The sequence below is a fragment of the Idiomarina loihiensis genome (assembly GCF_024584785.1).
GTDB classification, from domain to species: domain Bacteria; phylum Pseudomonadota; class Gammaproteobacteria; order Enterobacterales; family Alteromonadaceae; genus Pseudidiomarina; species Pseudidiomarina fusca.
In genome coordinates this window covers 2,661,038-2,681,928 of record NZ_CP074112.1, presented here as the reverse complement: position 1 = coordinate 2,681,928, position 20,891 = coordinate 2,661,038, and the positions used below count along the sequence as shown (strand labels likewise).

General features: G+C 45.1%; 23 protein-coding genes. 13 read left to right on the top strand and 10 right to left on the bottom strand.

Annotated elements, in window-relative coordinates; all coding sequences use genetic code 11:
• Positions 1-119: 119 nt before the first annotated feature.
• From KGF88_RS12865 to abiEi, 3 genes are all read right to left on the bottom strand, one after another.
• A complete protein-coding gene (locus KGF88_RS12865) occupies positions 120-1,703 on the bottom strand; it encodes a DNA cytosine methyltransferase (RefSeq protein WP_153827297.1) in 1,584 nt (527 codons plus the stop codon).
• 302 nt (positions 1,704-2,005) lie between these two features.
• Complete coding sequence (locus tag KGF88_RS12860) at positions 2,006-3,799, bottom strand: HEAT repeat domain-containing protein (RefSeq protein ID WP_153827298.1); 1,794 nt, start codon at positions 3,797-3,799, stop codon at positions 2,006-2,008.
• A gap of 41 nt (positions 3,800-3,840) precedes the next feature.
• The gene (gene abiEi, locus KGF88_RS12855) at positions 3,841-4,389 is read right to left on the bottom strand and encodes a type IV toxin-antitoxin system AbiEi family antitoxin (RefSeq protein ID WP_153827299.1); all 549 of its coding nucleotides are present in this window, start codon (positions 4,387-4,389) and stop codon (positions 3,841-3,843) included.
• Between the two features lie 113 nt (positions 4,390-4,502).
• Between abiEi and KGF88_RS12850 the strand changes: the two genes are divergently transcribed.
• Positions 4,503-5,279 carry an SDR family oxidoreductase gene (locus KGF88_RS12850; protein ID WP_153827300.1) on the top strand — a complete coding sequence of 259 codons (777 nt, stop codon included), beginning with the start codon at positions 4,503-4,505 and terminating at the stop codon, positions 5,277-5,279.
• A 64-nt stretch (positions 5,280-5,343) separates the two neighbouring features.
• Here KGF88_RS12850 and KGF88_RS12845 read toward each other — a convergent pair whose 3' ends face one another.
• Positions 5,344-6,486, bottom strand: coding sequence for an RNA-guided endonuclease TnpB family protein (locus KGF88_RS12845; protein ID WP_110077114.1), 1,143 nt, complete (start codon positions 6,484-6,486; stop codon positions 5,344-5,346).
• 261 nt (positions 6,487-6,747) lie between these two features.
• Here KGF88_RS12845 and KGF88_RS12840 point away from each other — a divergent pair, with 261 nt between their 5' ends.
• Together KGF88_RS12840 and KGF88_RS12835 are read left to right on the top strand one after the other, a co-directional pair.
• Entirely contained in the window at positions 6,748-7,071 is a 324-nt protein-coding gene (locus tag KGF88_RS12840) for a type II toxin-antitoxin system RelE/ParE family toxin (RefSeq protein ID WP_153827326.1), read from the top strand.
• Positions 7,068-7,343 carry a helix-turn-helix domain-containing protein gene (locus KGF88_RS12835; RefSeq protein ID WP_110075591.1) on the top strand — a complete coding sequence of 92 codons (276 nt, stop codon included), beginning with the start codon at positions 7,068-7,070 and terminating at the stop codon, positions 7,341-7,343. The genes KGF88_RS12840 and KGF88_RS12835 overlap by 4 nt, the downstream gene beginning before the upstream one ends.
• Here KGF88_RS12835 and KGF88_RS12830 read toward each other — a convergent pair.
• Complete coding sequence (locus KGF88_RS12830) at positions 7,340-7,921, bottom strand: SOS response-associated peptidase (RefSeq protein ID WP_153827325.1); 582 nt, start codon at positions 7,919-7,921, stop codon at positions 7,340-7,342. The genes KGF88_RS12835 and KGF88_RS12830 overlap by 4 nt on opposite strands.
• A gap of 155 nt (positions 7,922-8,076) precedes the next feature.
• Here KGF88_RS12830 and KGF88_RS12825 point away from each other — a divergent pair, with 155 nt between their 5' ends.
• Positions 8,077-8,382 (top strand): transcriptional regulator, encoded by a 306-nt coding sequence (locus KGF88_RS12825; protein ID WP_110075600.1) that lies wholly within the window; start codon positions 8,077-8,079, stop codon positions 8,380-8,382.
• Positions 8,379-9,632, top strand: coding sequence for a type II toxin-antitoxin system HipA family toxin (locus tag KGF88_RS12820; RefSeq protein ID WP_153827324.1), 1,254 nt, complete (start codon positions 8,379-8,381; stop codon positions 9,630-9,632). The genes KGF88_RS12825 and KGF88_RS12820 overlap by 4 nt, the downstream gene beginning before the upstream one ends.
• Here the strand turns inward: KGF88_RS12820 and KGF88_RS12815 are convergent.
• Both KGF88_RS12815 and KGF88_RS12810 read right to left on the bottom strand, forming a co-directional pair.
• Positions 9,619-10,101 carry a GGDEF domain-containing protein gene (locus KGF88_RS12815; RefSeq protein ID WP_153827323.1) on the bottom strand — a complete coding sequence of 161 codons (483 nt, stop codon included), beginning with the start codon at positions 10,099-10,101 and terminating at the stop codon, positions 9,619-9,621. The two genes, KGF88_RS12820 and KGF88_RS12815, sit on opposite strands and share 14 nt — an antisense overlap.
• Before the next feature lie 72 nt (positions 10,102-10,173).
• A complete protein-coding gene (locus tag KGF88_RS12810; protein ID WP_153827322.1) occupies positions 10,174-10,914 on the bottom strand; it encodes a GOLPH3/VPS74 family protein in 741 nt (246 codons plus the stop codon).
• Positions 10,915-11,071: 157 nt separating this feature from the next.
• Here KGF88_RS12810 and KGF88_RS12805 point away from each other — a divergent pair, with 157 nt between their 5' ends.
• The 5 genes from KGF88_RS12805 (at position 11,072) to KGF88_RS12785 (ending at position 14,387) form a co-directional block, all read left to right on the top strand.
• The gene (locus KGF88_RS12805; RefSeq protein WP_153827321.1) at positions 11,072-11,965 is read left to right on the top strand and encodes a putative RNA methyltransferase; all 894 of its coding nucleotides are present in this window, start codon (positions 11,072-11,074) and stop codon (positions 11,963-11,965) included.
• Positions 11,966-12,171: 206 nt separating this feature from the next.
• Positions 12,172-12,462: a helix-turn-helix domain-containing protein gene (locus tag KGF88_RS12800; RefSeq protein ID WP_075274496.1), complete on the top strand. Its 291-nt coding sequence runs from the start codon at positions 12,172-12,174 to the stop codon at positions 12,460-12,462.
• Positions 12,452-13,801 (top strand): type II toxin-antitoxin system HipA family toxin, encoded by a 1,350-nt coding sequence (locus KGF88_RS12795; RefSeq protein WP_153827320.1) that lies wholly within the window; start codon positions 12,452-12,454, stop codon positions 13,799-13,801. Before KGF88_RS12800 ends, KGF88_RS12795 begins: the two co-directional genes overlap by 11 nt.
• 201 nt (positions 13,802-14,002) lie before the next feature.
• Positions 14,003-14,275, top strand: a complete 273-nt coding sequence (locus tag KGF88_RS12790) for a helix-turn-helix domain-containing protein (protein ID WP_153827319.1) — start codon at positions 14,003-14,005, stop codon at positions 14,273-14,275.
• Positions 14,259-14,387: a hypothetical protein gene (locus KGF88_RS12785; RefSeq protein ID WP_257119939.1), complete on the top strand. Its 129-nt coding sequence runs from the start codon at positions 14,259-14,261 to the stop codon at positions 14,385-14,387. Before KGF88_RS12790 ends, KGF88_RS12785 begins: the two co-directional genes overlap by 17 nt.
• Before the next feature lie 60 nt (positions 14,388-14,447).
• Here the strand turns inward: KGF88_RS12785 and KGF88_RS12780 are convergent, their stop codons facing one another.
• On the bottom strand, positions 14,448-16,004 hold the full coding sequence (locus tag KGF88_RS12780; RefSeq protein ID WP_162014641.1) for a Fic family protein: 1,557 nt from the start codon (positions 16,002-16,004) through the stop codon (positions 14,448-14,450).
• Positions 16,005-16,243: 239 nt separating this feature from the next.
• Positions 16,244-16,642, bottom strand: coding sequence for a hypothetical protein (locus KGF88_RS12775; RefSeq protein WP_153827316.1), 399 nt, complete (start codon positions 16,640-16,642; stop codon positions 16,244-16,246).
• Positions 16,643-17,021: 379 nt separating this feature from the next.
• Here KGF88_RS12775 and KGF88_RS12770 point away from each other — a divergent pair, with 379 nt between their 5' ends.
• The gene (locus tag KGF88_RS12770) at positions 17,022-17,759 is read left to right on the top strand and encodes a hypothetical protein (protein WP_153827315.1); all 738 of its coding nucleotides are present in this window, start codon (positions 17,022-17,024) and stop codon (positions 17,757-17,759) included.
• A gap of 5 nt (positions 17,760-17,764) precedes the next feature.
• Here the strand turns inward: KGF88_RS12770 and KGF88_RS12765 are convergent.
• Positions 17,765-18,840, bottom strand: a protein-coding gene (locus KGF88_RS12765) for an IS3 family transposase (protein ID WP_425365160.1) whose coding sequence is annotated in 2 segments (ribosomal slippage) — positions 17,765-18,591 and positions 18,591-18,840 — 1,077 coding nt in all. Because the reading frame shifts where the segments join, the coding sequence is not laid out codon by codon here.
• A 162-nt stretch (positions 18,841-19,002) separates the two neighbouring features.
• On the opposite strand from KGF88_RS12765, the gene KGF88_RS12760 reads away from it, so the two are divergent.
• Both KGF88_RS12760 and KGF88_RS12755 read left to right on the top strand, forming a co-directional pair.
• Positions 19,003-19,887, top strand: a complete 885-nt coding sequence (locus KGF88_RS12760) for a hypothetical protein (RefSeq protein ID WP_153826229.1) — start codon at positions 19,003-19,005, stop codon at positions 19,885-19,887.
• Entirely contained in the window at positions 19,880-20,887 is a 1,008-nt protein-coding gene (locus KGF88_RS12755) for a 4Fe-4S binding protein (RefSeq protein WP_153826230.1), read from the top strand. The genes KGF88_RS12760 and KGF88_RS12755 overlap by 8 nt, the downstream gene beginning before the upstream one ends.
• Positions 20,888-20,891: the final 4 nt, after the last annotated feature.

Below are 20,891 nucleotides of genomic sequence, written 5' to 3'. Positions count from 1 at the left end.
TAAGCAAAAGAAATATTTTTATAACATCGTCTGCTATGTTGTACAACAAAAGACAGCGCTTTGTAAAATATATAGTAAATGATCAAACAATCACTAATTTCAAAAATTTCTCTAAATATCTATGCCATGTGAGCATTAAGCAAAATATGCTCTACAACGATAGCGATTTTATTAGCTAAGAGTGGCGGCACCGCATTTCCAACTTGATGATATTGCTGGGTTCTTGGTCCTTGGAAAAAATAATTGTCTGGAAATGTTTGTATTCTTGCAGCTTCGCGTACCGTCAAGCTTCGAGCTTGTGTCGGATCGTAATGAATAAAATAGTGGCCGTCTTTCGAGATATGGCTGGTTATTGTGGATGCTGGCTTTTCACTTTCTTGTACTTTAAAACGATCGACAAATTTACCCGATTGCCAATTTTTATGACTTGGAGCTAAACCTACGTGGTCATAATCTCCATGTCCTCGAGGAGAGCGCTCGTTAGTCATCGCAAAGCACGCAGCATAGGTGTAGCGCACAATATCTTTGAGGATATGTCCTCGAGATTCATGATTAAGTACAACTTTTAAATTATTGTCTTTATACCAGCCTTCCAATAATTCTATTTTGGATACTGCAAAATTATGCTCCACCTCAGGAACCCTAAGGCCTCCAGTCTTTAATACTTCCTTTGGAAGGCTTTTAGAAACTTTAGTAAGATTTTTGATTAACTCGGAATCTGCTTTTCGCTTTTTACTGCGTAGCCGTTCTGCGATTGCTCGAATGCTCTCAGAAATTAACCTCGACCAAACTTCTGCGCTATCGTCGATTTTTGAAAACTTACTCCGAAGACGAGGTAGCTCATTAATGACCGATCCGACTGTCCGAATTTCTGTTTTCTCAAGTAAGGGAATATCATCTCGATAATAGTCTTCTCGTATACCCAATAAAATCACTCGATGGCGGCACTGAGGAATTCCATAATCTTCTGACTTAATAATAAAAGATCTTGAATCAATTGAACTGGGATCATCTCCAGCTTTAAAGTGCACATCGGTTACTAATGAGCAAATTACGTACCGGTGGCCATCTTTTTTATTAAATAGAGCTTTAGTTGGCTCAGAAAGGTCTTGCAGTATCTGGTGAAAAATAAATTGATTATTTATTTTTGACGACAAGATGCCTTTTACATTCTCCATAACAAAGACAGCTGGGCTATGGGATTGAAGTACCTTTAAATACTCACGATAAAGAAAGTTTCGCGTATCCTTCAATGGATCGTAGCGAGCATCATTCATATTTTTCGCTCGCCCAGCTAATGAGTACGCTTGGCAAGGCGGCCCACCAATTAGTACTGCCGGCATATCCTTAGGAAAATCCTTTAGACGGTCCTCAATTACAGCGTTTAATCTCGCATTTCCCTCTTCGGTCCCCAACTCTACTAATAGCGCTTCAGACACGGCATCCTGCCAGATGTCGCGAGTACGTTCAGTCCATGGTAAATCTGAATTCCCGTTAACAAAATCGTAATAATCAGATAGGTACTGAGGAAAGTCGCTTTTAAGACGCCTAAAATAGGCTCTTAATTTTAAGGTTTCGTGGGCATACTGGTCCTTTTCCGCCGAGGCTATTATTTTAAATTTTAATTGCCCATTATTTAGAGAGCTAAATCCCTCGCCAAGGCCGCCCGGCCCTGCAAACAGATCTATGACTGGAAATTCCATTTTTGGCTCTTATTTATAAATTTAGTGAGACTATGTTCTGCCTATCTTAATTAATTATTCGCTGTGCTCATAGGCTTTAATTTATCGCGTTGTAAATTACTTGTTCTATCAAAGCTCCTTCACCCCCCACCCCTTTCCACCACACCCGCCAATGCTCAACTTGCGCGTCGCTTTCAAGCTTCGAGTGCTCAATCGAAAGTGCCGATTTACCCGGTGCTTTTTCGTAAATGTTCACCGAAACGGCGGAGCCGTCGGCAAGGCCGCAGCGCCAGTAGCGCCATTTGCGCCTCCATTAAATCGTATTAACTTTCCACATTAGTTCGAACCTCACACCCATCCGGCGTGCGCAGCCCAGTGGCCGGGTTAAAAATAACGGGGCCAGAATAGGTGTTAATCAATATTTCCTGGGGGTTTATCTTCCATGAGGTCATGGGCGCGCCGGGCAGGCGGTAAATGGGCTCTACGGCGAAGCCTTTGGCTATTTCGGTGGCGCGGTACAGAATACCGTTGTTCATGCCTAAATGCGCCAGCCCCGTGGTGGCATAGGCGGTAGAGCCGTAGCTGTATATGTCTTCAATGTTTTCGTGAAGTATAAGTTCGTGCGCGCCGTCTTTGTAAAACGCCATCATTTCGCCGCCCCACTCGCCGTTGTTGGTGCCGGTTAACCAGCTGTCGCCAACTTTGGCAGCAACATTTGGCTGCACCATGCTTTCGGGCGAAGCGCAAAACTCTGTCAGGTATTCATCGGCTTCGGCGGCCTCTTTGTCAGCGCACCAAGGGTGTTTGTAACTAAATTGGTTTAGGCCGTTAAATTCACGGTCATAAATTTTTATCTGCTCGGGTTCTGCCATGATGGCAAATTGATCGGCACTACAATTGCGGGCGCGGTGTGAATAATAATGCTGAGCGTCTTTTTCTAATGGCGATTGATCTGCGCGCAGTCGTTGTGCGGTCACTGCGGCAAAGTCACGTACCAAAGCATACCAGTGGCTGGTTGCAACATGTTCAATGTCGTCTAGTGCTGGCCTGTACTGCAACCAATGCAAGGCTTGCAAGGCGGCGTGCACTTGCAGCCAGTCTTGCTCGTTGAGCAGCATCGTTTGTAGCCGTGGCGCGGCCTTTTCATAACCAATAAAGCCGAGTGCTCGGGCTGCGGCGGCACGGGTGTTCCAGTCTTCTGCATTTAGGTAGTGCTCAACCTCGGCGCCCACGTGCTTGGCGGTATGGCCAAGGTGGCCAATGTCACGCAGTATCCACTCGCGGTACAGGCCCTCGCCTTGGGCTAGTTTGGCCACTAACAAGTCCGCCGCATAGGGGCTTTTCAGTACTTTTAGCGAGGTGAGTACGTGCTCACTCAGCTCGGGGTTGGCTTTTACCATGCGTATTAACTCGGCTTCAAGGGGCGCGCTTTCGGCGGTTATGTAGCCTACCCACCCCAATGCTAGCTTACGCATGTCTGGGTCAATGTCGTTGTTTTTTGCCAACGCAAGAAGCGCAAGCGCACTTGGCTGATCCGATATTTCAAGCTGATGCAGGTCATCAAACACTTCTTGAAAGCCCGCGTAACTTTCTGGGGTACAGTTATTTTTACAGGCCATAGCGTTAAGCAAATGCGGTATGGCCGGCGCGCCAATCTTGGCTAGCGCAAACACAATTTGGTTGCCGCCTTTTCCTTCGCGTACAAGCTCACTCACCAAAAATTCAGCGGCTTGATCACCGCCCATACGGCCTAGCAACCGGTATGCCCAGCCGCCACTGCCATCTAATTTTACGTTGTTCTGAATAACCTGGCGCACCAGCTCAAAGTCGCTTTGGCGTATGTCTTTTATGTCTGCAATAAGGGTGTCGGCTAGCTGGCGTTTGTTGCTGTTGGGGTGCGCAGAAAGCTTGGCTAAGGGCTCTAGGGCGTCGCGGCCAAAGGCACGCAACTGGGCTTTGACGGCTTCATCGGCTTCGCCGTTGCTGTAACTCGGTACGTCTTTTTCAGGTATCAGCGCAATGCAGGCCTCAACGGTGGTGCAAGGGCTGACTTGGTCGAGCGCGTGCGACATTGGCGCGGCTAGGCCTAATAGAATGACAAACAGTGCTCGTTTCATAGGTTCCCTTGGTTAACTAACTCATTTAGTCATTAACTTATTCATTCACTTATATGCCATGCCACTTTAACTTCGGTATCAACTAAATGCAGATTGCGGCCAACTTGTTTTAAGTCACGATAGGCGGCAGCCTGCGTGGCGAGCCGAAGCGGACGACCAACTTCCACGGAATTATCCAAAATATCAATAACGTTGCGCTTGGTATGGGTAAATTCGATAGTGCCAAAGGGCGTTTTAAATTCACCTGAACGGCCAGTGGTCATTACCGTTAACCGATCAATTGGAATTTGTGAAATAGCCCCGTATTCTGACAACGCGGACTCAAGGCTGACATAGTTGTATTCACCGCGTCGAATAGTACGCGCCACCAGTTCTAGCGTGCTGCTGCCCTTTGAACGCGCAGGCATGTAGACAAAAACACCATTACTCGCCCGCACCAAAATGCCGTCTTTAATTAGCCGTTTAATACCAGCTCGCAAATTTGCTTCAGTGTCTTCATGAAAAATTTTTCTGAGATCCGACAGTGCGTAAACGTAACGACCTTGTTTGTCGAAATCAGATAATTTTCGAATGGCGTCGAGTTGCTTCATCTCAATTCGTTCACACTAATAGTAACTTTTATTATCATTAGTGTAGACCTGATGTGTTGTTGTGGCAATATAGTGTTACATTAAGGCTTACCTATTCGACTGGAATATTAACGATGCACCAACCTTCTATTTTCATCACCGGCGCGGCGGCCGGTATTGGCAAAGCCACGGCGCTGCGGTTTTTAATTGGTGGCTGGCAGGTGGGCGCTTTTGATATCGATGCGCAAGGATTAGAGAGCTTAGCTAACGCCGCCACGGCGATGGGGTGTAGCAAGTTATTGATAACGGGCCAGTTAGATGTGACGAATAACGATAGCTGGCGAGCGGCTTTGGCTGAATTTACCGAGCATACTGGCGGCAACCTGACGGTGCTTTTTAACAATGCTGGCATTCTGGTTTCTGGCCCGCTAGCGGAGCAGAGTTTAGAGGCTCAGCAACGGCTTATTCAGATAAATGTACAGGGTGTGGTAGCCGGCTGCTATTTGGCGCGGCCGTATTTGGCTAAAGGCTCGCGGGTGATCAACATGAGTTCGGCCAGTGCCATTTATGGCCAGCCTTCGTTGGCGGTTTATTCAACCAGCAAGTTTGCCGTACGCGGGCTGACCGAAGCGCTAAGCATAGAGTGGGAACATGCCGGTATTCAAGTGATGGATGTGATGCCCCTGTTCGTGCAAACCAACATGGTCACCGATATGAATGCAAAGAGTATTCGGCGCTTGGGCGTACGCCTAACACCGGCCGATATTGCACTGACCGTATGGCGCATGGCGCATTATCGAGGTAACCGCGTGCATTGGCCGGTAGGTCTACAAACCAAACTCATGATGTTTGCAAGCAAGCTAACCCCCACTTGGCTGTTGCGGCTAAGTAACAAGTGGATTGCGGGGTGACTTCTCACCGCCCTATCGGGCGATGCTTCTTACTTCATTAGCCGTTGCTCGATAGTATCGAGGCTTACGCAGCTTCCATAAGCAGAGACGACCGTCCAGCCGCCTTTAATTCCAGAATGCCTTTATCACGGATATTGAAGGCGGCATTTAAGTCGCGATCTATACCCATCGTTCCGCATGAGGGACAATCCCATGAGCGAACCGATAAGGGCATTACTTCCATTTTATGACCGCAACAATGGCAAGTCTTAGAGCTGGCGTACCACTGGTCGAGCTTGACTAGGTATTTGCCTTGCTCTTTCAGTTTGTACTCCAGTTTGTTGACAAAGCTATACCATGAGGCATCGGCTATGTGTTTTGCCAGTTTACGGTTTTTCATCATATTGGCCGATTTCAATGTCTCAACTATCACCGCTTGGTTTTCGTCAACGAGAGTTCGAGAGAGTTTGTGTTGAAAGTCGGCACGAGCGTTTGCTGCTTTTTCGTGGCATTTAGCAACCAACAAACGAGCCTTTGCTCGGTTGGCGCTCCCTTTAGCCTTACGAGACAACTGACGCTGCTTACGTCTGAGATTTTTCTCAGCGCGTTTTACAAATCGAGGGTTGGCAGTCTTTCTGCCGTTTGATTCGATGGTGAAGTGAGACAGCCCCAAATCAACACCTGTAACCTTGCTTATAGTGTGAAGTAATGCAGGCGCTTTAACTCCATCATCCACAAGGATAGAGGCGTAGAATTTGCCAGTTTTACTCAGGCTCACTGTAATGCTTTTAACTGCTCCCGAAATTTCACGATGGATATTTGCCTTTACAGGCTGCATCTTGGGCAACTTAACAGCCCCATCCAGCACTTTTACACCCACACAGTGATAGCTCGACTGTTTGCCGTGCTTGCGTTTAAATTGCGGAAATTTGGCTTTTAACTTCGGGTTGAAGAAGTTGTCAAAGGCTTGATGCAGATTGATAACCGCCTGCTGTAAGGCGATTGAATCATATTGTTTCAACCAGTGGTATTTTCGTGATTTCTTAGCAACTGCAAGCAGCGGTTTTATGTCTTTTTTGGGGTTCAGCGTAACCCTGTGCTTGCGATACATATGAGACTTTAAATGCAGAGCCTTGTTGTACGCGAAACGCACAGCGCCAAACTGAGCTATTAAAAACTCAGCCTGGTCTTGGGTTGGGTAAATGCGTACTTTTGTCGCCCTTAACATTTAAATTATACCACTGTATAAATAACCAGTATTCTCCTGATATGGCTTTGCTTGTCAAGGAAGAAGTTGAGGCTTCGCCTCAATCGCCTTATATCCCCGCCCGATTGGGCGAGGGTTTACGGCGAAATTGCTAAGTTATCAATCCTTATATTCATTTATTGCTATTTCCCACCCACATCAAATGACATGTCCTACAAGCTTATAAATTAGACAATTTTAACTATCGAGGTTATCATAAATGATAACAAGGAGGTTGTTTATATGTCATGGACGATCACGTTTTATAGCGGTGTGGAAGAAGGTTTATTAAGTCTTCCGCCTAAAATTCAGGCGAGAATGATTCGGCTTTTAGAGCTTATGGAAACGCACGGTCCTAACTTAGGCCCGCCGCATACAAAATCCATAGGCAATGGACTATTCGAATTACGAGCTAAGGCTCAAGAGGGTATTGCTCGAGGGCTGTTCTGCTACTTAGATGGAGAACGGATCTGCGTACTTAGCGTATTTGTAAAGAAAACACAGAAAATACCGCAAAATGAAATTGAGATTGCTCGTAAAAGGCTAGCGGAGGTAAAAACATCATGAACTTAGAACAGCTAAAAAAACAGGCTCTTAAAAACCCAGAAGTAAAAGCCGAGTACGACAATCTTGAAGATGAGTTCAATCTTATACATCAGCTGTTAAACATGCGTGCGCAGGCAGGCCTTACCCAGGAGCAATTAGCCAAGAGAATGCACACAAGTAAAAGCAATATCAGCAGGCTTGAGCGGGGTAATACCAACCCGAGTTGGGCCACGTTAGTGAAATATGCACAAGCTTGCGGCTTTGAGCTTTCGTTGATGGCACACAAAAGCTAAGTAGAAATAACCAACTCAATATCCGCCGGCGCCTGCAACAGCGGTGCCAGCGCTTCGGCCTCGCTATTTAGCCAAAATTCTACTTCGCTGGGGCGAATAAGCAGCGGCATGCGGTGATGGTATTGTGCGCATTGCTCGGTGGGAGCGGTGGTTAGGGTAACGAGCTGTGCTTGATGCTCTAGGTGCGGAAAGTAAATGCCAGCCATGTAAAGTGGCTGGTTATGGGCTTCAGCAAATAGGTATTTGGTTTTTCGGGGTTGCCCCTCTTCTTGCTGCCACTCATACCAACCGCTGCACGGTACCACACACCGAAACTCTTTGAATGAGCGCTTAAACGTCGGCTTGATTGCCACGCTTTCGGCTTGGGCGTTAATAATAATGCGTTTCGCCCACTGCGGCTGTATTCCCCACTGGGTATTCAGTTGCTGCAAGCCATTGTGGTTGATGGGCGTGGTAATTGCAGCCACCATTTGCGTTGGCCGCAGATCATGATTGGTTGGCGTGTCAAACTTAAAGCCCAGCTGCTCGGTTACTAGCTGGCATAACGGATCACTGACTACATTAAGTCTTCCACACATGGTTTACCCACCTAAAATAGGACTATATTCCAATTTTCAACCTAACATTAGGAATAATATCCAAATAAATTACGAGATTTCGACTTGAATAGCTACAATTATAGGACTATATTCCACTTAATACACAGAAAACAGGATAATAGTCCTAGGTATTTATGGCAAAGCGCGACTTACACAAAGTTTTATTTCCCAAACAACGACGAATATTAGCAATATTCGGCGAGGATTTATTGTTGGCGACGAAACGCCGCGGATTTACCAAAAAACTTATATGCGACAGAACCGGGTTTGATTATAAAACTGTGAATAAAATTTTTGCCGGAGACCCCGGTGTGGCTATAGGCTCATACCTAAAAGTTATGGCCGTACTTGGCATGGAAGACAACTTCGCCAAATTGGCCGCGCACGATGAAGTAGGCATTAAGTTACAAAACATTAAGTTACTTGAGGGTTCACAATGAGCCGTCGCAATGTGGACGTGTATGCCTCGTGGTTACCCATTCAATCGCCACTTCGCGTTGGCGAGCTACGATTTTCTGACACCAGCCGGGGCGGTATATTTAGTTTTGCTTATGATCGCGCGTTTCTAACGTCACCGTACTGTTTGCAAATTGATCCGCAGTTGAGCTTGCATAGCGGCGAGTTTTTTAATGACGACGCAAACCATAATTTTCGTGCGTTTTTTGACTCGTCACCCGACAGGTGGGGCCGTATTTTGATGCAGCGTCGCGCAGCTATTGAGTTTAGAAAAGGCCTGCGTGCTACCGACCGAATGACTGAGATCGATTATTTACTAGGTGTTCACGACTCATACCGTATGGGTGGTTTACGATTTAAAACATCAGAATCTGATGCATTTTTAGATGACCACGCAGATTTCGCTGCGCCACCAGTAACCTCGCTGCGTGAGCTTGAATACGCAGCTTTGCAGCTTGAGCATGACGAAAATATTGATAGCGATGACTATTACCGATGGCTGAAAATGCTTATAGCCCCGGGGTCATCGTTAGGCGGCGCACGGCCTAAAGCCTGTGTTCGTGACGAACATAATCATTTATGGATTGCCAAATTTCCCAACTCAAATGACGACCATGATGTAGCTGCCTGGGAGCTGCTTTGTTACGAGTTAGCCCTGAGCGCCGGCGTAGACATGTTCCCGTGCAAAATTGAGAAATACTCATCGCATCATCATACGTTTTTAACCAAACGCTTTGATCGCGTGGGCGCAGATAGGCTTCATTTCACGTCTGCCATGACGCAATTGCAATATTACGATGGTGAGCAATCTGAAGGGGCGAGCTATTTAGAATTAGCTGAGTTCTTAACTAACAACGGCTCACAAACTGAAGCTGACCTTGCACAACTATGGCGTCGAATTGTATTTAATATCGCCATTTCAAACACCGATGATCATTTACGGAATCACGGCTTTTTGTTAACCGAAAAAGGCTGGAAATTATCACCAGCATACGATTTGAACCCGATAGTTGGCAAAACTGGGTTACATTTAAACATTACTGACACCTCAAATGCACTCGATTACAACTTGGCATTTGAAGTGATTGATTTTTTCCGACTTGAGCGTACCCAAGCTCAAGCCATTTACGATGACGTTCTAACCGCTGTTGGCGCGTGGCAACAGGTGGCCAAGCGCTTAGGTATTAGCCGTGCAGAACAGCTGTTGAAACAACCGGCGTTCAATGTTGGTTAATGTTAGGTTTAAAGCGGCGCGGGCCGATGAATGCCATAGCCCTGCCCATAATGAATGCACCCGGCGGAACGACCGTGCCATCGGTATCTACTAAGCGGCTAAGGCCATCGTTAAAGCGTTTACCTACACTGGTACCAAAGCGAGAAATACCGATACTTGCGGTAATGCTGTAACGGTTACCATCCCAATAAAACGCAATATCAGCAATAGCGTGGCTGACGCGCTGAGCTATCACTTGGGCCTGCTCACGGTCGGCATTCTCAAGAATCAGTAAAAACTCATCTCCGTCAAGCAGTGCCACGATTCCCTGCTCTTCTACTTTCGGAATGGCATCGATAAGGGGTTTACCGATCACATCTACACCTAGTAACGAGGAAAAGTTTCTATCTCGAAGCTGCACCAACTGCGTAATATCCGACGGTTGATTCATGATGTATTTTACTGAACCATCCGCGGCGAACACCGGCATTATGACCGCCCAATAACGGTCAGCACTTTTATATCGGTTCTTATCTAAACTACCATGCTCCGCCCCGACGGGTTAACACCCGCTGGAACTGGATGAACTTGTGGCCGCGGTTGTTGCGGCCATCATGGCTGGCAACATCACCGCCACCATCACGGCTGCTTGCACTGCATCCACCACCTCGCTGGTGATCTGACCTAGCTCTTCGCCCTTTGCAATTTTATCGATGCGCTCTTTATGGGTTTTGAGTTCATCCTTACTGAAGACTTCTTTAAGTAAGTACGCACTTTTAGCAAGAGCCACTAAAATCGCTACTTTCGCATCAATTTCTAGTGGTTTATCGAGAATCAAACGGCGCATCTCATGGCGTAAATGACGTTCTGGCTCGGGGTTCACTTCTGGGTAAACTTTCTGGGTAAACACCCACAATACCTTCTTTTCTTCGCTTTTGATGATGCCATCAACCACCAATTGCTCGGCTACTTTATGCTTCAATTTGGGAATATGGCCAATGGCCATCACCCAGTTCTGCATGGTATCAGGACGTTTCTTGGTAGCGATTTTATGCAGCACTTCATCCATCACTAAATCACCCGTGGGAGCGGCATCAATCACCTCAAGCTTATTCTTGTTATCAGCATTTACTTTCACGCGATTCATCATTAACAGCTCAGCCAATACTGCCGCAGCAACGGTGTACTCAATGTACCAGCCCTCGGTAGTGCCCTTCTCATCGTGAAGTGCTAACAGCACTAATGCTTCATAGAGTTTGACTTGTAACTGATTAGAATTATGAGTTTGATTGTGAGTCTGCATGGTCATCTCGTTTTTATTGTTTTGTGAATTCAGCATAGTGGTTAACGGCAGATTGCTCAACTTAGCCGTAGGATAAGAGTGTATCGACTTGTTTCTGCAAGCCGGATTGGTTCTAATAGCCCTTATTGAGTTACCGCTAACGAGCCCCGACCGTCTTATGTCCTCAACCTCACATTCATGTAGCCCATTGCAAACCCTAAGCTGCCCCCTGTGCCAGCAGCCACTGCTGCTTGGAGGAACTTGCGGACCCAGCTCCGGAGCTGGGTCCGCAAGTCCTTCTTGGCGATGCGCCCGCGGTCATACTTTTGATGTGGCTAAGCAGGGCTATGTGAATTTGTTGCCGGTGCAGAATAAGCGCTCGAAAGACCCTGGCGACAGCAAAGCCATGGTACAGGCTCGGGCTGAGTTTCTGCGCGCTGGCTACTATCAGCCATTGGCGGCAAAGCTCGCCGAAGTGGCGCTAGATCAGGGGGGTGAGCCACAGACGCTACTAGATGCCGGCTGCGGTGAAGGGTATTACTTACGTGAGTTGTTGGCCCAAGCCGAACAGCGCCAGCAACAGCTCATATGCGCGGCTTTAGATATCTCCAAATGGGCGGTTCAAGCAGCAGCCAAGCAAGCGCCTCGCGTTACGTGGCTAGTGGCTTCAAACAATCATATTCCATTGCCAACCGCCAGCCTCGACACCCTACTCTGCGTGTTTGGCTTTCCGGTGGCGCACGAGTTTCGCCGAGTGCTGAAACCAAACGGCCGCTTAATCATGGTCGACCCCGCGAATCATCATTTGCTAGAACTCAAACAGATCATTTATCCACAGGTACATAGCAAACCCGAACAACTGCCTGTGCCTGCCGATACCTGGCAATTGACTGACCAACAGCGCCTGACGTTTACAATTAGCCTTACCCAGCCGGAACACATTCAGCAGCTGCTCACCATGACACCGCATCTGTATCGCGCCAGCAGCGAAGGCCGCGCCCGCGCCGCTGCGCTCGCACACATAAACGTGACGGTTGATGTCTGGATCCGCACTTTTGTATCAGCCGATTAGCGTTGGTAACAGCCAAAGATTAACTGAAATGGATTTAGACTCCTCGGAGGCGCCCCCCCCACGTTAACTACGGCAAATTTTGCGTGTGCCTTATGTGCATTGAAGTCGTTTCGGGCGTCGTTATACCTATTTTATGGATACAATAATATCCACTTCCGGTTTTATTAAGCTATAATGGATGTGACTGTATCCAATGGGCGTTGCGGATGAAATTTACCTTACTTGATGATACCGATGTAAGCCAAGCCTATGCGGCTTATTTACGTGAGTTACGAAAGCAGGCAAAGCTGTCACGAGCGGCGCTTGCTGAGCGAAGCTGTGTACCTGCGGCCACCATTAAGAAATTTGAGCTGACCGGGCAAATTTCATTTCGCCAATTGCTGTTGCTATGGCAGACCCTCGACTCGCTAGAGAGGCTCTATCAACTCACACAACCTAGCAAAGAACGGGTCACTATGCCCTCTAGTATTGATGAGGTGCTAAAAGATGAGTTTTAAACCCATTCAAAAACTCGCCGTGACTCGCACCTTAAGTTCAGGTGAGCAGGTTGCAGTAGGGGTCTTGGCGCAGAATCGGCAAGGCGTTTTTTTCCAGTATGCAGACAGCTATTTGCAGCAGTTTGGCAACTTATCACCTTTTACCTTGCATGCGAACGCGCAAGTTCAAGTCGCTCCTAAAGCGCCGCACCAAGGTGTACATGGCGTATTTGGAGATTGTTTACCCGATGGCTGGGGCATGCTGTTACAAGATCGTATTTTCCGGCAAAAGGGCATCCTGCCTAATCAATTAACGGCGATGGATAGGTTAGCCTTTGCCGGTGATAAAGGCATGGGAGCATTGTCTTTTTCTCCGGTGTCTGAGTTTTCGGCCACCACGCACGCGGATATTGATTTAGCGACGTTAGGCTTAGCAGCGCAAACGCTGTTCGATGCTTCAATGTCAGATTATATAGACGACAATCACGATGAGTTAGATGGGCATACGCAACAGGTATTGGCCGCATTAGTCGCCGGAGGTAGTTCGGGTGGGGCAAGACCTAAGGCACAAATTTATATGCCTGCTGGGGAAACTCAGCATTGTCGAACCTTCGCTCAGCCTGGAGATGAGGCTTGGCTGATTAAGTTTACCTCTAAAAATCTCGCACTTGGCCATGAAGAAGGTTTGTGTGAGGCGGTTTATTTACAAATGGCAGAAGTTGCTAAGTGTCAACCGCCGCAATGGCAACTCATTGAAGCACCACCTACAAGCGGTGCGTCTGCTTGGTTGGCGCTTAAGCGTTTTGATTATGTCACTGAACAGGCCAGTTTAAGCGGTAATCGCAGTTCAGGTCGCCTACATATGCACAGCGCTTGCGGGCTGCTGGATGCAGACTTTCGAACACCAAGTTTAGATTATATTGACTTGATCAAAGCCAGCCGTCAGTTGTGTAAATCCCCCGCTGCTGGACAACTGCAATTTCGCCGTGCCGTTTTTAACCTGCTGTCGTCTAACCAAGACGACCACAGTAAAAACTGGGCGTTTTTGCAAGCGGATGACGGTCAATGGAATCCTGCACCTTTTTACGATGTTACCTACAGCCCACATCCATTCAACGAACACGCCACTGCGTTCGGAGGTTATGGCAAAGCGCCACCGCTTAAGGTGATGCAAAAACTTGCTACCAGTGCTGGCTTTGCGAATTGGAATGATGCAAGGCAAGTCATTGAAGAAGTCGCAGAAGCCATCAGCCAATTTACGTATCTGGCACAGCAGCAAGGGATCAGTAAAACAACAATGTCTGCGATTGCTAAGACATTGGATCAGCGCAAACAGGAAAATGCAGCGCTTTTTCAATGAAAGTAAAACAAGCTTTTCAAGCGATGGCAAGGCCTACCAGCGTTGGATTTCAATCGAGAAGCCAAACAGTAAATAGGTTGATTTAGCTTAAAGCTGGGTGTGGTATTTTGTAAGCGAGCTATTCAATCTTGTGTTTGTGGGATTACGGTGATGTGTTTTTGTATATAATTATTCCTAATTGATGCATTAAGGCATATCGAAATGAGCTATGTAACAGAGCAGATACTAGAAAGTCTTCGAGAAGCTCGGGTACGCAAGGGGTTTAGCCAAAGAGAGTTAAGCGCGCGTTCGGGGGTGCCGCAAAGTCATATTTCGAAAATCGAGTCTGGCGGCGTTGATTTAAGAATGTCCAGTTTGATTGCACTTGCCCGTGTTCTCGACCTAGAGCTACTGGTTGCGCCTAAAAAGTCCATTCCTGCCATCAAGTCAATCATTCGAAGCAGCCAAGGGATCAGCGATGAAGGTGAGTCGTAGCAAGAAATTCAGTGATTTTACGCTCGATGAGCTGTCACACTTAGCGGCTAAAGCCATGCTGCCAGAAAAATTGGTGTTAGATACTGCCAAGCAAACCGCTACGCTAACATGAGAACCGACGCGTATAATTCATTGAGGCGGTTCAAAGACTTGCTGTGCTGTTTATTTGCACTTAAATCTCTTCGTTCATCACCGCAACAACATCAATTTCAAATTTATCCTTAATTTCTTCGATTAGGCGGGTCGCCAGCCCCTCTAGTTCATTGAGAATCTGGCCTTCTAATAGAGCTTCTAATTGCTCACGTTTGCGCTTCGAAACTTCACCACCGTTTTGAATAATAATCGACAAAACCATATCGATTTTATTGTTCGGCAAGTCCGCATTTTCGTTGATAAATTTTTTCAAACAGTCGAACACGGTAAGTAAGCATACTTCTTTTAGTAGATCATCGGAGATGGCTGTATCCATCATCTCATATACAAACTTTACATGCTCGGTGTAGTCCGGAAAGCGATACATGTAATCAATATCATTATTGATTACGATTCTATTGGAATTGTCGAATTCGTAATCCAACATCGCCATTATTGGTACCGAAATGGTTTCAAGAACCTGATCGTATTTTTGTTGGTTTTTTAAGATCGCAGCAGATATCGGAATAATAAACTTATGCTCTGGTTCTCGATGCTTCATGACGTCATGAATCAGATAGCGATGAATGCGACCATTTCCATCGTCAAATGGGTGAATATAAACTTCACCGAATGAGATCAACGTTGCGTGGAATAATGGGGGAACTGAGCCATCGATCATCAAGTTTTCATGTAGCTTGATTAGACCATTCATCATACTTGCTACGTGCTCTTGTTTAGCACCAACGTAATGAACATCTTCATCTCGATTCCCAAATCTTTGAATCGTTGTACCGACATAAATTTCCGATTCACGGTAATCGACCGCTTTAAATTTCTCATCCACAATTTGGTTCTGAACCTTGATGAGCGAATGCTTGTTCAACTCATACAAGCCAACATTTTTTATCGCATTCAGGAATCTTTGCATGCGCTGTCGATTTGGCTTTTCTCTTTCTATCTCCGTCGATGATTTTGTTTCTTTTGTATAAAGGTAATTCACTGATCGCCCAATCACGTCAACTGATAGCTGCTCTCCGATGCGCTGCATTCTCGCAAATGCAGTTTTATAAACGTCAGCCTCACCAAGCTGACTTATCTCAGTTGTTTTTCGGATCGTCGGACAAAAGTCAGGTGTACCTAGCGCGTTATTAATAACCCGTGTTCTTTTATCTTTCTGCCCATTTCTCAGGGTGTAGTAGAACTCGTCCTCAAATAACTTTATATAATTCGACGACTTTAAGTCCGGGATATCAAGCTTTTGCCCAGTTAGCCATTCGTAAAGAAACCAGAGCACTCGGTTATATTGACTTGTCGGTTTATCTAAAATAAACGCAGTAAATTCAGTCACATTAATTTTTTTATAAATTGCTGCAAAGAAATGCAGTCTGATGCCTTGGTTTTTTATTGCCGCATGCATCTGCGAGTAAGGGTTATCATCGTACTTCAGGTGGCCAGGAATGACCTTGCGCTTGCTACCACCATATTGGATCAACTGTTCCTTTTCCACATTTGGATCCTGATAAACCTCCACCCCGAGCTTCGGTAGACGTAAATCGTAATGCAGGTTGAGGTAAGCATATCCAACTGGTTTCATAGCAGTCCTTTATTTCTTGCCAAAAAGGTCTTATCTTTAGTCAACGTTTATGTATACGTATATGACAGCTAGTTTACCAGAAAAGTTATTACATTTTAGATTTTTTAATTACAAATAAACGATCAGACTTACAGTTAAGATACTGCGCTTACAGATTTATTATTTAACTTACGAATCAACACATCCTAGTTTAATTACGAGTTCACACGTCCGCTTGGTCGCCTTGCTATGAGTGCTTTTCATAAACAATCTAACCCAGTGGCGCACGTAACGTACAAAGCTCCTAAGGGCCAAACAAACATTGTTATGAAGGTCACAACTAAAAGCGTGGCATGTTGCTGAACAGCGTGCCGAATTTTGACCAAAAATTGGTTTGCCGCAACAAAGATAATTAGTGGCATAAGTATGCTCAAGAAATTAGCCAAGGCGAGCAATACAGGTCTACTTTCGGCCGCCCAAGAACTGTGACTTTGATATTGCGCCAGAATGGTCAGCGCAATACAGATAACAAAAGCCACAATAATCTCTGAAAATAACCCTTTCCTTTGCTTTAAGAAAAGAAGTAATTCGGCCACCGCAAACGCTAACAGATAATATGGCCAAGCATGTTTAAAGGAGCCAATCAGAAATTCGTCCATAAGTACTCACAATATTGTCACTGACTACTTGCGTCCAAAACTGCGTTTGCAAGCAAGCTGCATCTGCAATGCGCCACCCGGCTTACCTTGCGGAATAAACGCCAGGTTACTCGATGTTTTGGATCTTATTATAGATCTAAATTAAATTTATTTTACCTTTCATGTGCTTAAAAATAAAACTCTCTTAAAAAAACTAATTACCCACCACTTTAACCACCACTTCGTCGATGACGATGAAATTTAGAATATCAAATAATTCAACAATAAACTCTTGTTACTTAATTTTGCTATGCTGCTATTATGATCGTACTAAGCTGGTGGCCAAATCAACTATGCCAATATATTTGTAGGAACAACAAGACCAACCAAAGGATTAGCTATGCATAGGTTTCCAAATCCATCGTCAGCCGTCGATACCATAATAAATTGCTTTAATGTGTTATACGAGAATATTGATCGCGATGAGGCATTTGGCCTATTCGATATGCAGGAAATACTGGTCTCAAATGGCTTGATAAGCTCATCAGGTGCAACTGGTATTCGGGCCCTTTTAAAAGGCTCAAATAAAGATTTATCAAGAGACAAGTCTTACAACCAGTGCAAGATGTTTGCTGAGATATATCGCTTTTTAGGATGGATGCAAAGCCATGGTAGTGCTCTGAACTTTACGTTTACACAGCTGGGCGATCATGTTGCTTCCGCGGTTGACGAAAAGCCACTTGTCGAAATGTGCTTCTTAGGAATAGAGTTCCCCAATGAATTAATTGAAGTTTCCGGTGACTACTCAATTAGGCCTTTTGCATCAATAATCAAATTCATGAATGAGTTAGATGGTGTCCTCTCTCGAGATGAAATGATTTTGGGCCCTCTATCCATGTTGCACGACCGTGACAAAATTGAATGGAAGAACAAAGTCGAGCTAATTCGAGGATTTAGACAAAAACCAAACGATTTCAAAAAAGCGCTTAGTGAAGCATTAAAGAGTAGAGGAATTAAGAAAGCTACGGCTGAAAACTATACACGATTTCCCTTAGGGGCATTAAAATGGCTTAACTGGGCGCAACCATGCAGAGATAAAAAGTGTAAATACCCCATTTCTAACACAGTCATCTCGTAGAGTATTTATGCCGCATTTCGGTACTCAAATGGCGTCATGTCATTGAGTGAATCGTGCGGTCGTTCGTTGTTGTATAGCTCAATCCAATCTTCGGTTATTTGCTTCACTTCGTTCAGGTTGTTGAAGATGTAGCAATCGAGTACATCATCGCGATAAGTTCGGTTAAATCGTTCAATGTAGGCGTTCTGGTATGGGCAACCAGGTTTAATGTAATCAATCATAATGTCATGTGCTTTTGCCCAATTTACAAACACTTCCGAGGTGAATTCGCTGCCATTATCAACCCGAATTTTCTCAGGGTAACCATGCCACTCAGCAAGTTGGTCAAGATAGCGTATGACGCGCAACGACGGCATGCTGGTCGCAATATCGATACCTAAAACTTCGCGATTAAAGTCATCAATGACATTAAATGTGCGAAACCTGACTTTGTTGTGCAAGCTGTCACTCATAAAGTCCATTGACCAGGACTTACCCAATGCATTCGGTGCAGCCAATGGCTCTGGGTTGCGGTTGGGTAATCGCTTTTTGCCTTTGCGTCGCAGGTTCAGTTTTAGCTCAGTATAAACGCGATAAACACGCTTGTGGTTCCATCGATGGCCTAGCTTTCGAAGGCGTTTAAAGCACTTCGGGAACCCCCACCGATGGTGCTTGTCGATTAAAGCATTCAAGGCATCAATGATTTCGTCATCATCGTTCAATTTTGGCTCGTAATAGTAAGCGGTACGGCTAATGCCAACTACATCACAGCACTTTACAACGCTCGCGTTATACTGCACCTGCAACTCGCGTGCCCAGATTTTCCGTTCTGCCACAGGTGCTAGAGCTTTTTTATTATGTCTTCTTGCATTTGTGACTTGAGGCTCAGCTCAGCATACATCTGCTTAAGCCGGCGGTTTTCTTCTTCCAGTTCTTTTAAGCGGCGCACATCAGACGCTTCCATACCACCGTATTTTTCGCGCCATTTGTAAAACGTTGAATTACCGATGCCGTACTTACGGCAAATATCTTTCACCGGCATCCCGGCTTCGGCTTCTTTTAAAATCGCCACAATTTGGCTTTCAGTCATGCGTTTGCTCATCGTAAAACTCCTTTGCTTTAGTTTAAAAGAAATTCTACGAGCGAGCTGTATTATTTTACGGGGTAGTTACAAAAGTTTTACCAAAAACCTACACACACTTACCGAATAACGGAAACCGGAAAAGAAATCATAGAGGCCTTGAACTCAAAAACAGACTTTCGGTTGGCAGACTATAAAATTTTACCTAGCGATAGCAAACATCCAATCGCTAAATCTGCATTTTACGAGCTATTAGAAATCGCTGGTTTCGACATCACAGACATTCAGCAAGAGAAGTCTAAATGGGAGCAAATAACCAAGGAAGTGGTCGGGAAAAATATTCTATTCTCTCCATATCAGGCTTTAGCACCGGATGAATTGAGAGAGATTTTTCAAACGCAACCACCCGTATCAAAGAGGGAATCCATTTATTCCCCGTCGATTACTTACGAAAAAAAAAGCTACGACGCTGCTTACTTAGCTTTAAATGAAGCTGAATATACGGTAAGTGAGAAGTATGTAGAAAACAAGTTTGTCAAAGATATTGAGCCTCTTTTAGAAGCCTATAGCGAATCGGAAATAATATCCAAGTTGAAATCTAAGTACTCTATTTACAGTAAAGACAAGTTTTACCCCCTTATCGGCGATATATTTTCGGTACTCGGCTTAAATTGTGAGATATCACCTCACGGCGTCAATTCAAGAAGGTGGGATGCTGTAATTAAGGCACATGACGATTCTCTTCCTATAGAGATCAAGTCTCCAACTGAAGAACTGAACATATCGGTGAAAGCAATAAGGCAAGCCGTAGAGAATAAGATAATACTTCAATCACGAAAGTCCATAAAAAATAAGAGACATTCCTCTTCTTTAGCTGTCGGATTTAATCTTCCAGCTAACCGCGCGGAAGTAACTCAGTTGATAGCTGACTTCAAGAAAGTTTTTGAAATTGATGTTGCGGTAATTGGTATCGACTACCTTTTGAAAATTGCCATTAAGTGTTTAAGAAATAATCATAAGCTTGGCTTCGACGAACTATCAAGGAAAACGGGAATAATCAATGACTAGACTTTTTTATCAACGTTCAGTTAACTTGAAGCTTTATAGGTTCAAAATTCAAGAAGATGTTTCGTCTGTCACAACCTTATCTCACGGAATAAGGGTCTTAACATTCAATACACAAGAGGAACTTCCAATTTCTTGTGTCAATTGTGAAGAAACATACTGTATGAAAATCCCAGTACCTACTGGAATTTTCGATGATTTAATCAGCTCTCAAAAGATTAAACTTTGTCCAACCGATGCCATTGCCCCGAATGAGCATGGACATCTCGAAATCGATAAAGATTCGTGTATATCGTGCGGAATGTGTATTGCACGTTGTCCTGTGCAGGCGATTAGCTTGAACGAGACTGGTATCTCAATTACCTACAATGATAATTCAATTGAAACATCAGATACCAAATATAGCCTAGCAGACCAGGCTTCCCATAATGAAAACAACCAATACATCAACGAGAACAAGGAGCTCTTTCAAACTATTTTTTCGCGGATAGAGCGATCTGAATCTCCTTACAGAACACTGAATAACCTTGTATCCAAAGCTATGCAAATCAGTGGAATTGAGAATGTGTTAAGCAGGCAAGGGGATGTGAACCTGAGGATGGATGCGATAGGGATATATAAGAAGAAGTACGTCTTATGTGAAATAGAAAAGGCTACAAACCTAGATGCTCCGAGAGATATTCTCGATGATGTTGCTGTATTCTGTTCGCGATACGATATCAGTAAACACAATGTCATCGGAATGATTGTCGTTCCCTCTATGCCCAATAGAAGAACTGAATTCTGGGAGTTATTGCATGACATTTACGAGGTCACTGGCCTAAGGATTGCGGTTGTCCCGTTAGCCGCTGTTCTCGTTGCAGTCTGGAACGAAAGAAAAATTCCCCTAGAAGATTTCTTCTTGGACCACAACAATATGTCAGCTAGGGGAGCCGTCGAGAATATGTTAGGTCGAGCAATTAACCTGCCTTCTCCCTGTGATCTCCTCGAACCTGAAAAGTGAGAGT

Bases quoted from the DNA above. Each gene is read 5' to 3' on its own strand.
- KGF88_RS12865 (WP_153827297.1), bottom strand. From the start codon at position 1,703: ATGGAATTTCCAGTCATAGATCTGTTTGCAGGGCCGGGCGGCCTTGGC.
- KGF88_RS12860 (WP_153827298.1), bottom strand. From the start codon at position 3,799: ATGAAACGAGCACTGTTTGTCATTCTATTAGGCCTAGCCGCGCCAATG.
- abiEi (WP_153827299.1), bottom strand. From the start codon at position 4,389: ATGAAGCAACTCGACGCCATTCGAAAATTATCTGATTTCGACAAACAA.
- KGF88_RS12850 (WP_153827300.1), top strand. From the start codon at position 4,503: ATGCACCAACCTTCTATTTTCATCACCGGCGCGGCGGCCGGTATTGGC.
- KGF88_RS12845 (WP_110077114.1), bottom strand. From the start codon at position 6,486: ATGTTAAGGGCGACAAAAGTACGCATTTACCCAACCCAAGACCAGGCT.
- KGF88_RS12840 (WP_153827326.1), top strand. From the start codon at position 6,748: ATGTCATGGACGATCACGTTTTATAGCGGTGTGGAAGAAGGTTTATTA.
- KGF88_RS12835 (WP_110075591.1), top strand. From the start codon at position 7,068: ATGAACTTAGAACAGCTAAAAAAACAGGCTCTTAAAAACCCAGAAGTA.
- KGF88_RS12830 (WP_153827325.1), bottom strand. From the start codon at position 7,921: ATGTGTGGAAGACTTAATGTAGTCAGTGATCCGTTATGCCAGCTAGTA.
- KGF88_RS12825 (WP_110075600.1), top strand. From the start codon at position 8,077: ATGGCAAAGCGCGACTTACACAAAGTTTTATTTCCCAAACAACGACGA.
- KGF88_RS12820 (WP_153827324.1), top strand. From the start codon at position 8,379: ATGAGCCGTCGCAATGTGGACGTGTATGCCTCGTGGTTACCCATTCAA.
- KGF88_RS12815 (WP_153827323.1), bottom strand. From the start codon at position 10,101: ATGCCGGTGTTCGCCGCGGATGGTTCAGTAAAATACATCATGAATCAA.
- KGF88_RS12810 (WP_153827322.1), bottom strand. From the start codon at position 10,914: ATGCAGACTCACAATCAAACTCATAATTCTAATCAGTTACAAGTCAAA.
- KGF88_RS12805 (WP_153827321.1), top strand. From the start codon at position 11,072: ATGTCCTCAACCTCACATTCATGTAGCCCATTGCAAACCCTAAGCTGC.
- KGF88_RS12800 (WP_075274496.1), top strand. From the start codon at position 12,172: ATGAAATTTACCTTACTTGATGATACCGATGTAAGCCAAGCCTATGCG.
- KGF88_RS12795 (WP_153827320.1), top strand. From the start codon at position 12,452: ATGAGTTTTAAACCCATTCAAAAACTCGCCGTGACTCGCACCTTAAGT.
- KGF88_RS12790 (WP_153827319.1), top strand. From the start codon at position 14,003: ATGAGCTATGTAACAGAGCAGATACTAGAAAGTCTTCGAGAAGCTCGG.
- KGF88_RS12785 (WP_257119939.1), top strand. From the start codon at position 14,259: ATGAAGGTGAGTCGTAGCAAGAAATTCAGTGATTTTACGCTCGATGAG.
- KGF88_RS12780 (WP_162014641.1), bottom strand. From the start codon at position 16,004: ATGAAACCAGTTGGATATGCTTACCTCAACCTGCATTACGATTTACGT.
- KGF88_RS12775 (WP_153827316.1), bottom strand. From the start codon at position 16,642: ATGGACGAATTTCTGATTGGCTCCTTTAAACATGCTTGGCCATATTAT.
- KGF88_RS12770 (WP_153827315.1), top strand. From the start codon at position 17,022: ATGCATAGGTTTCCAAATCCATCGTCAGCCGTCGATACCATAATAAAT.
- KGF88_RS12755 (WP_153826230.1), top strand. From the start codon at position 19,880: ATGACTAGACTTTTTTATCAACGTTCAGTTAACTTGAAGCTTTATAGG.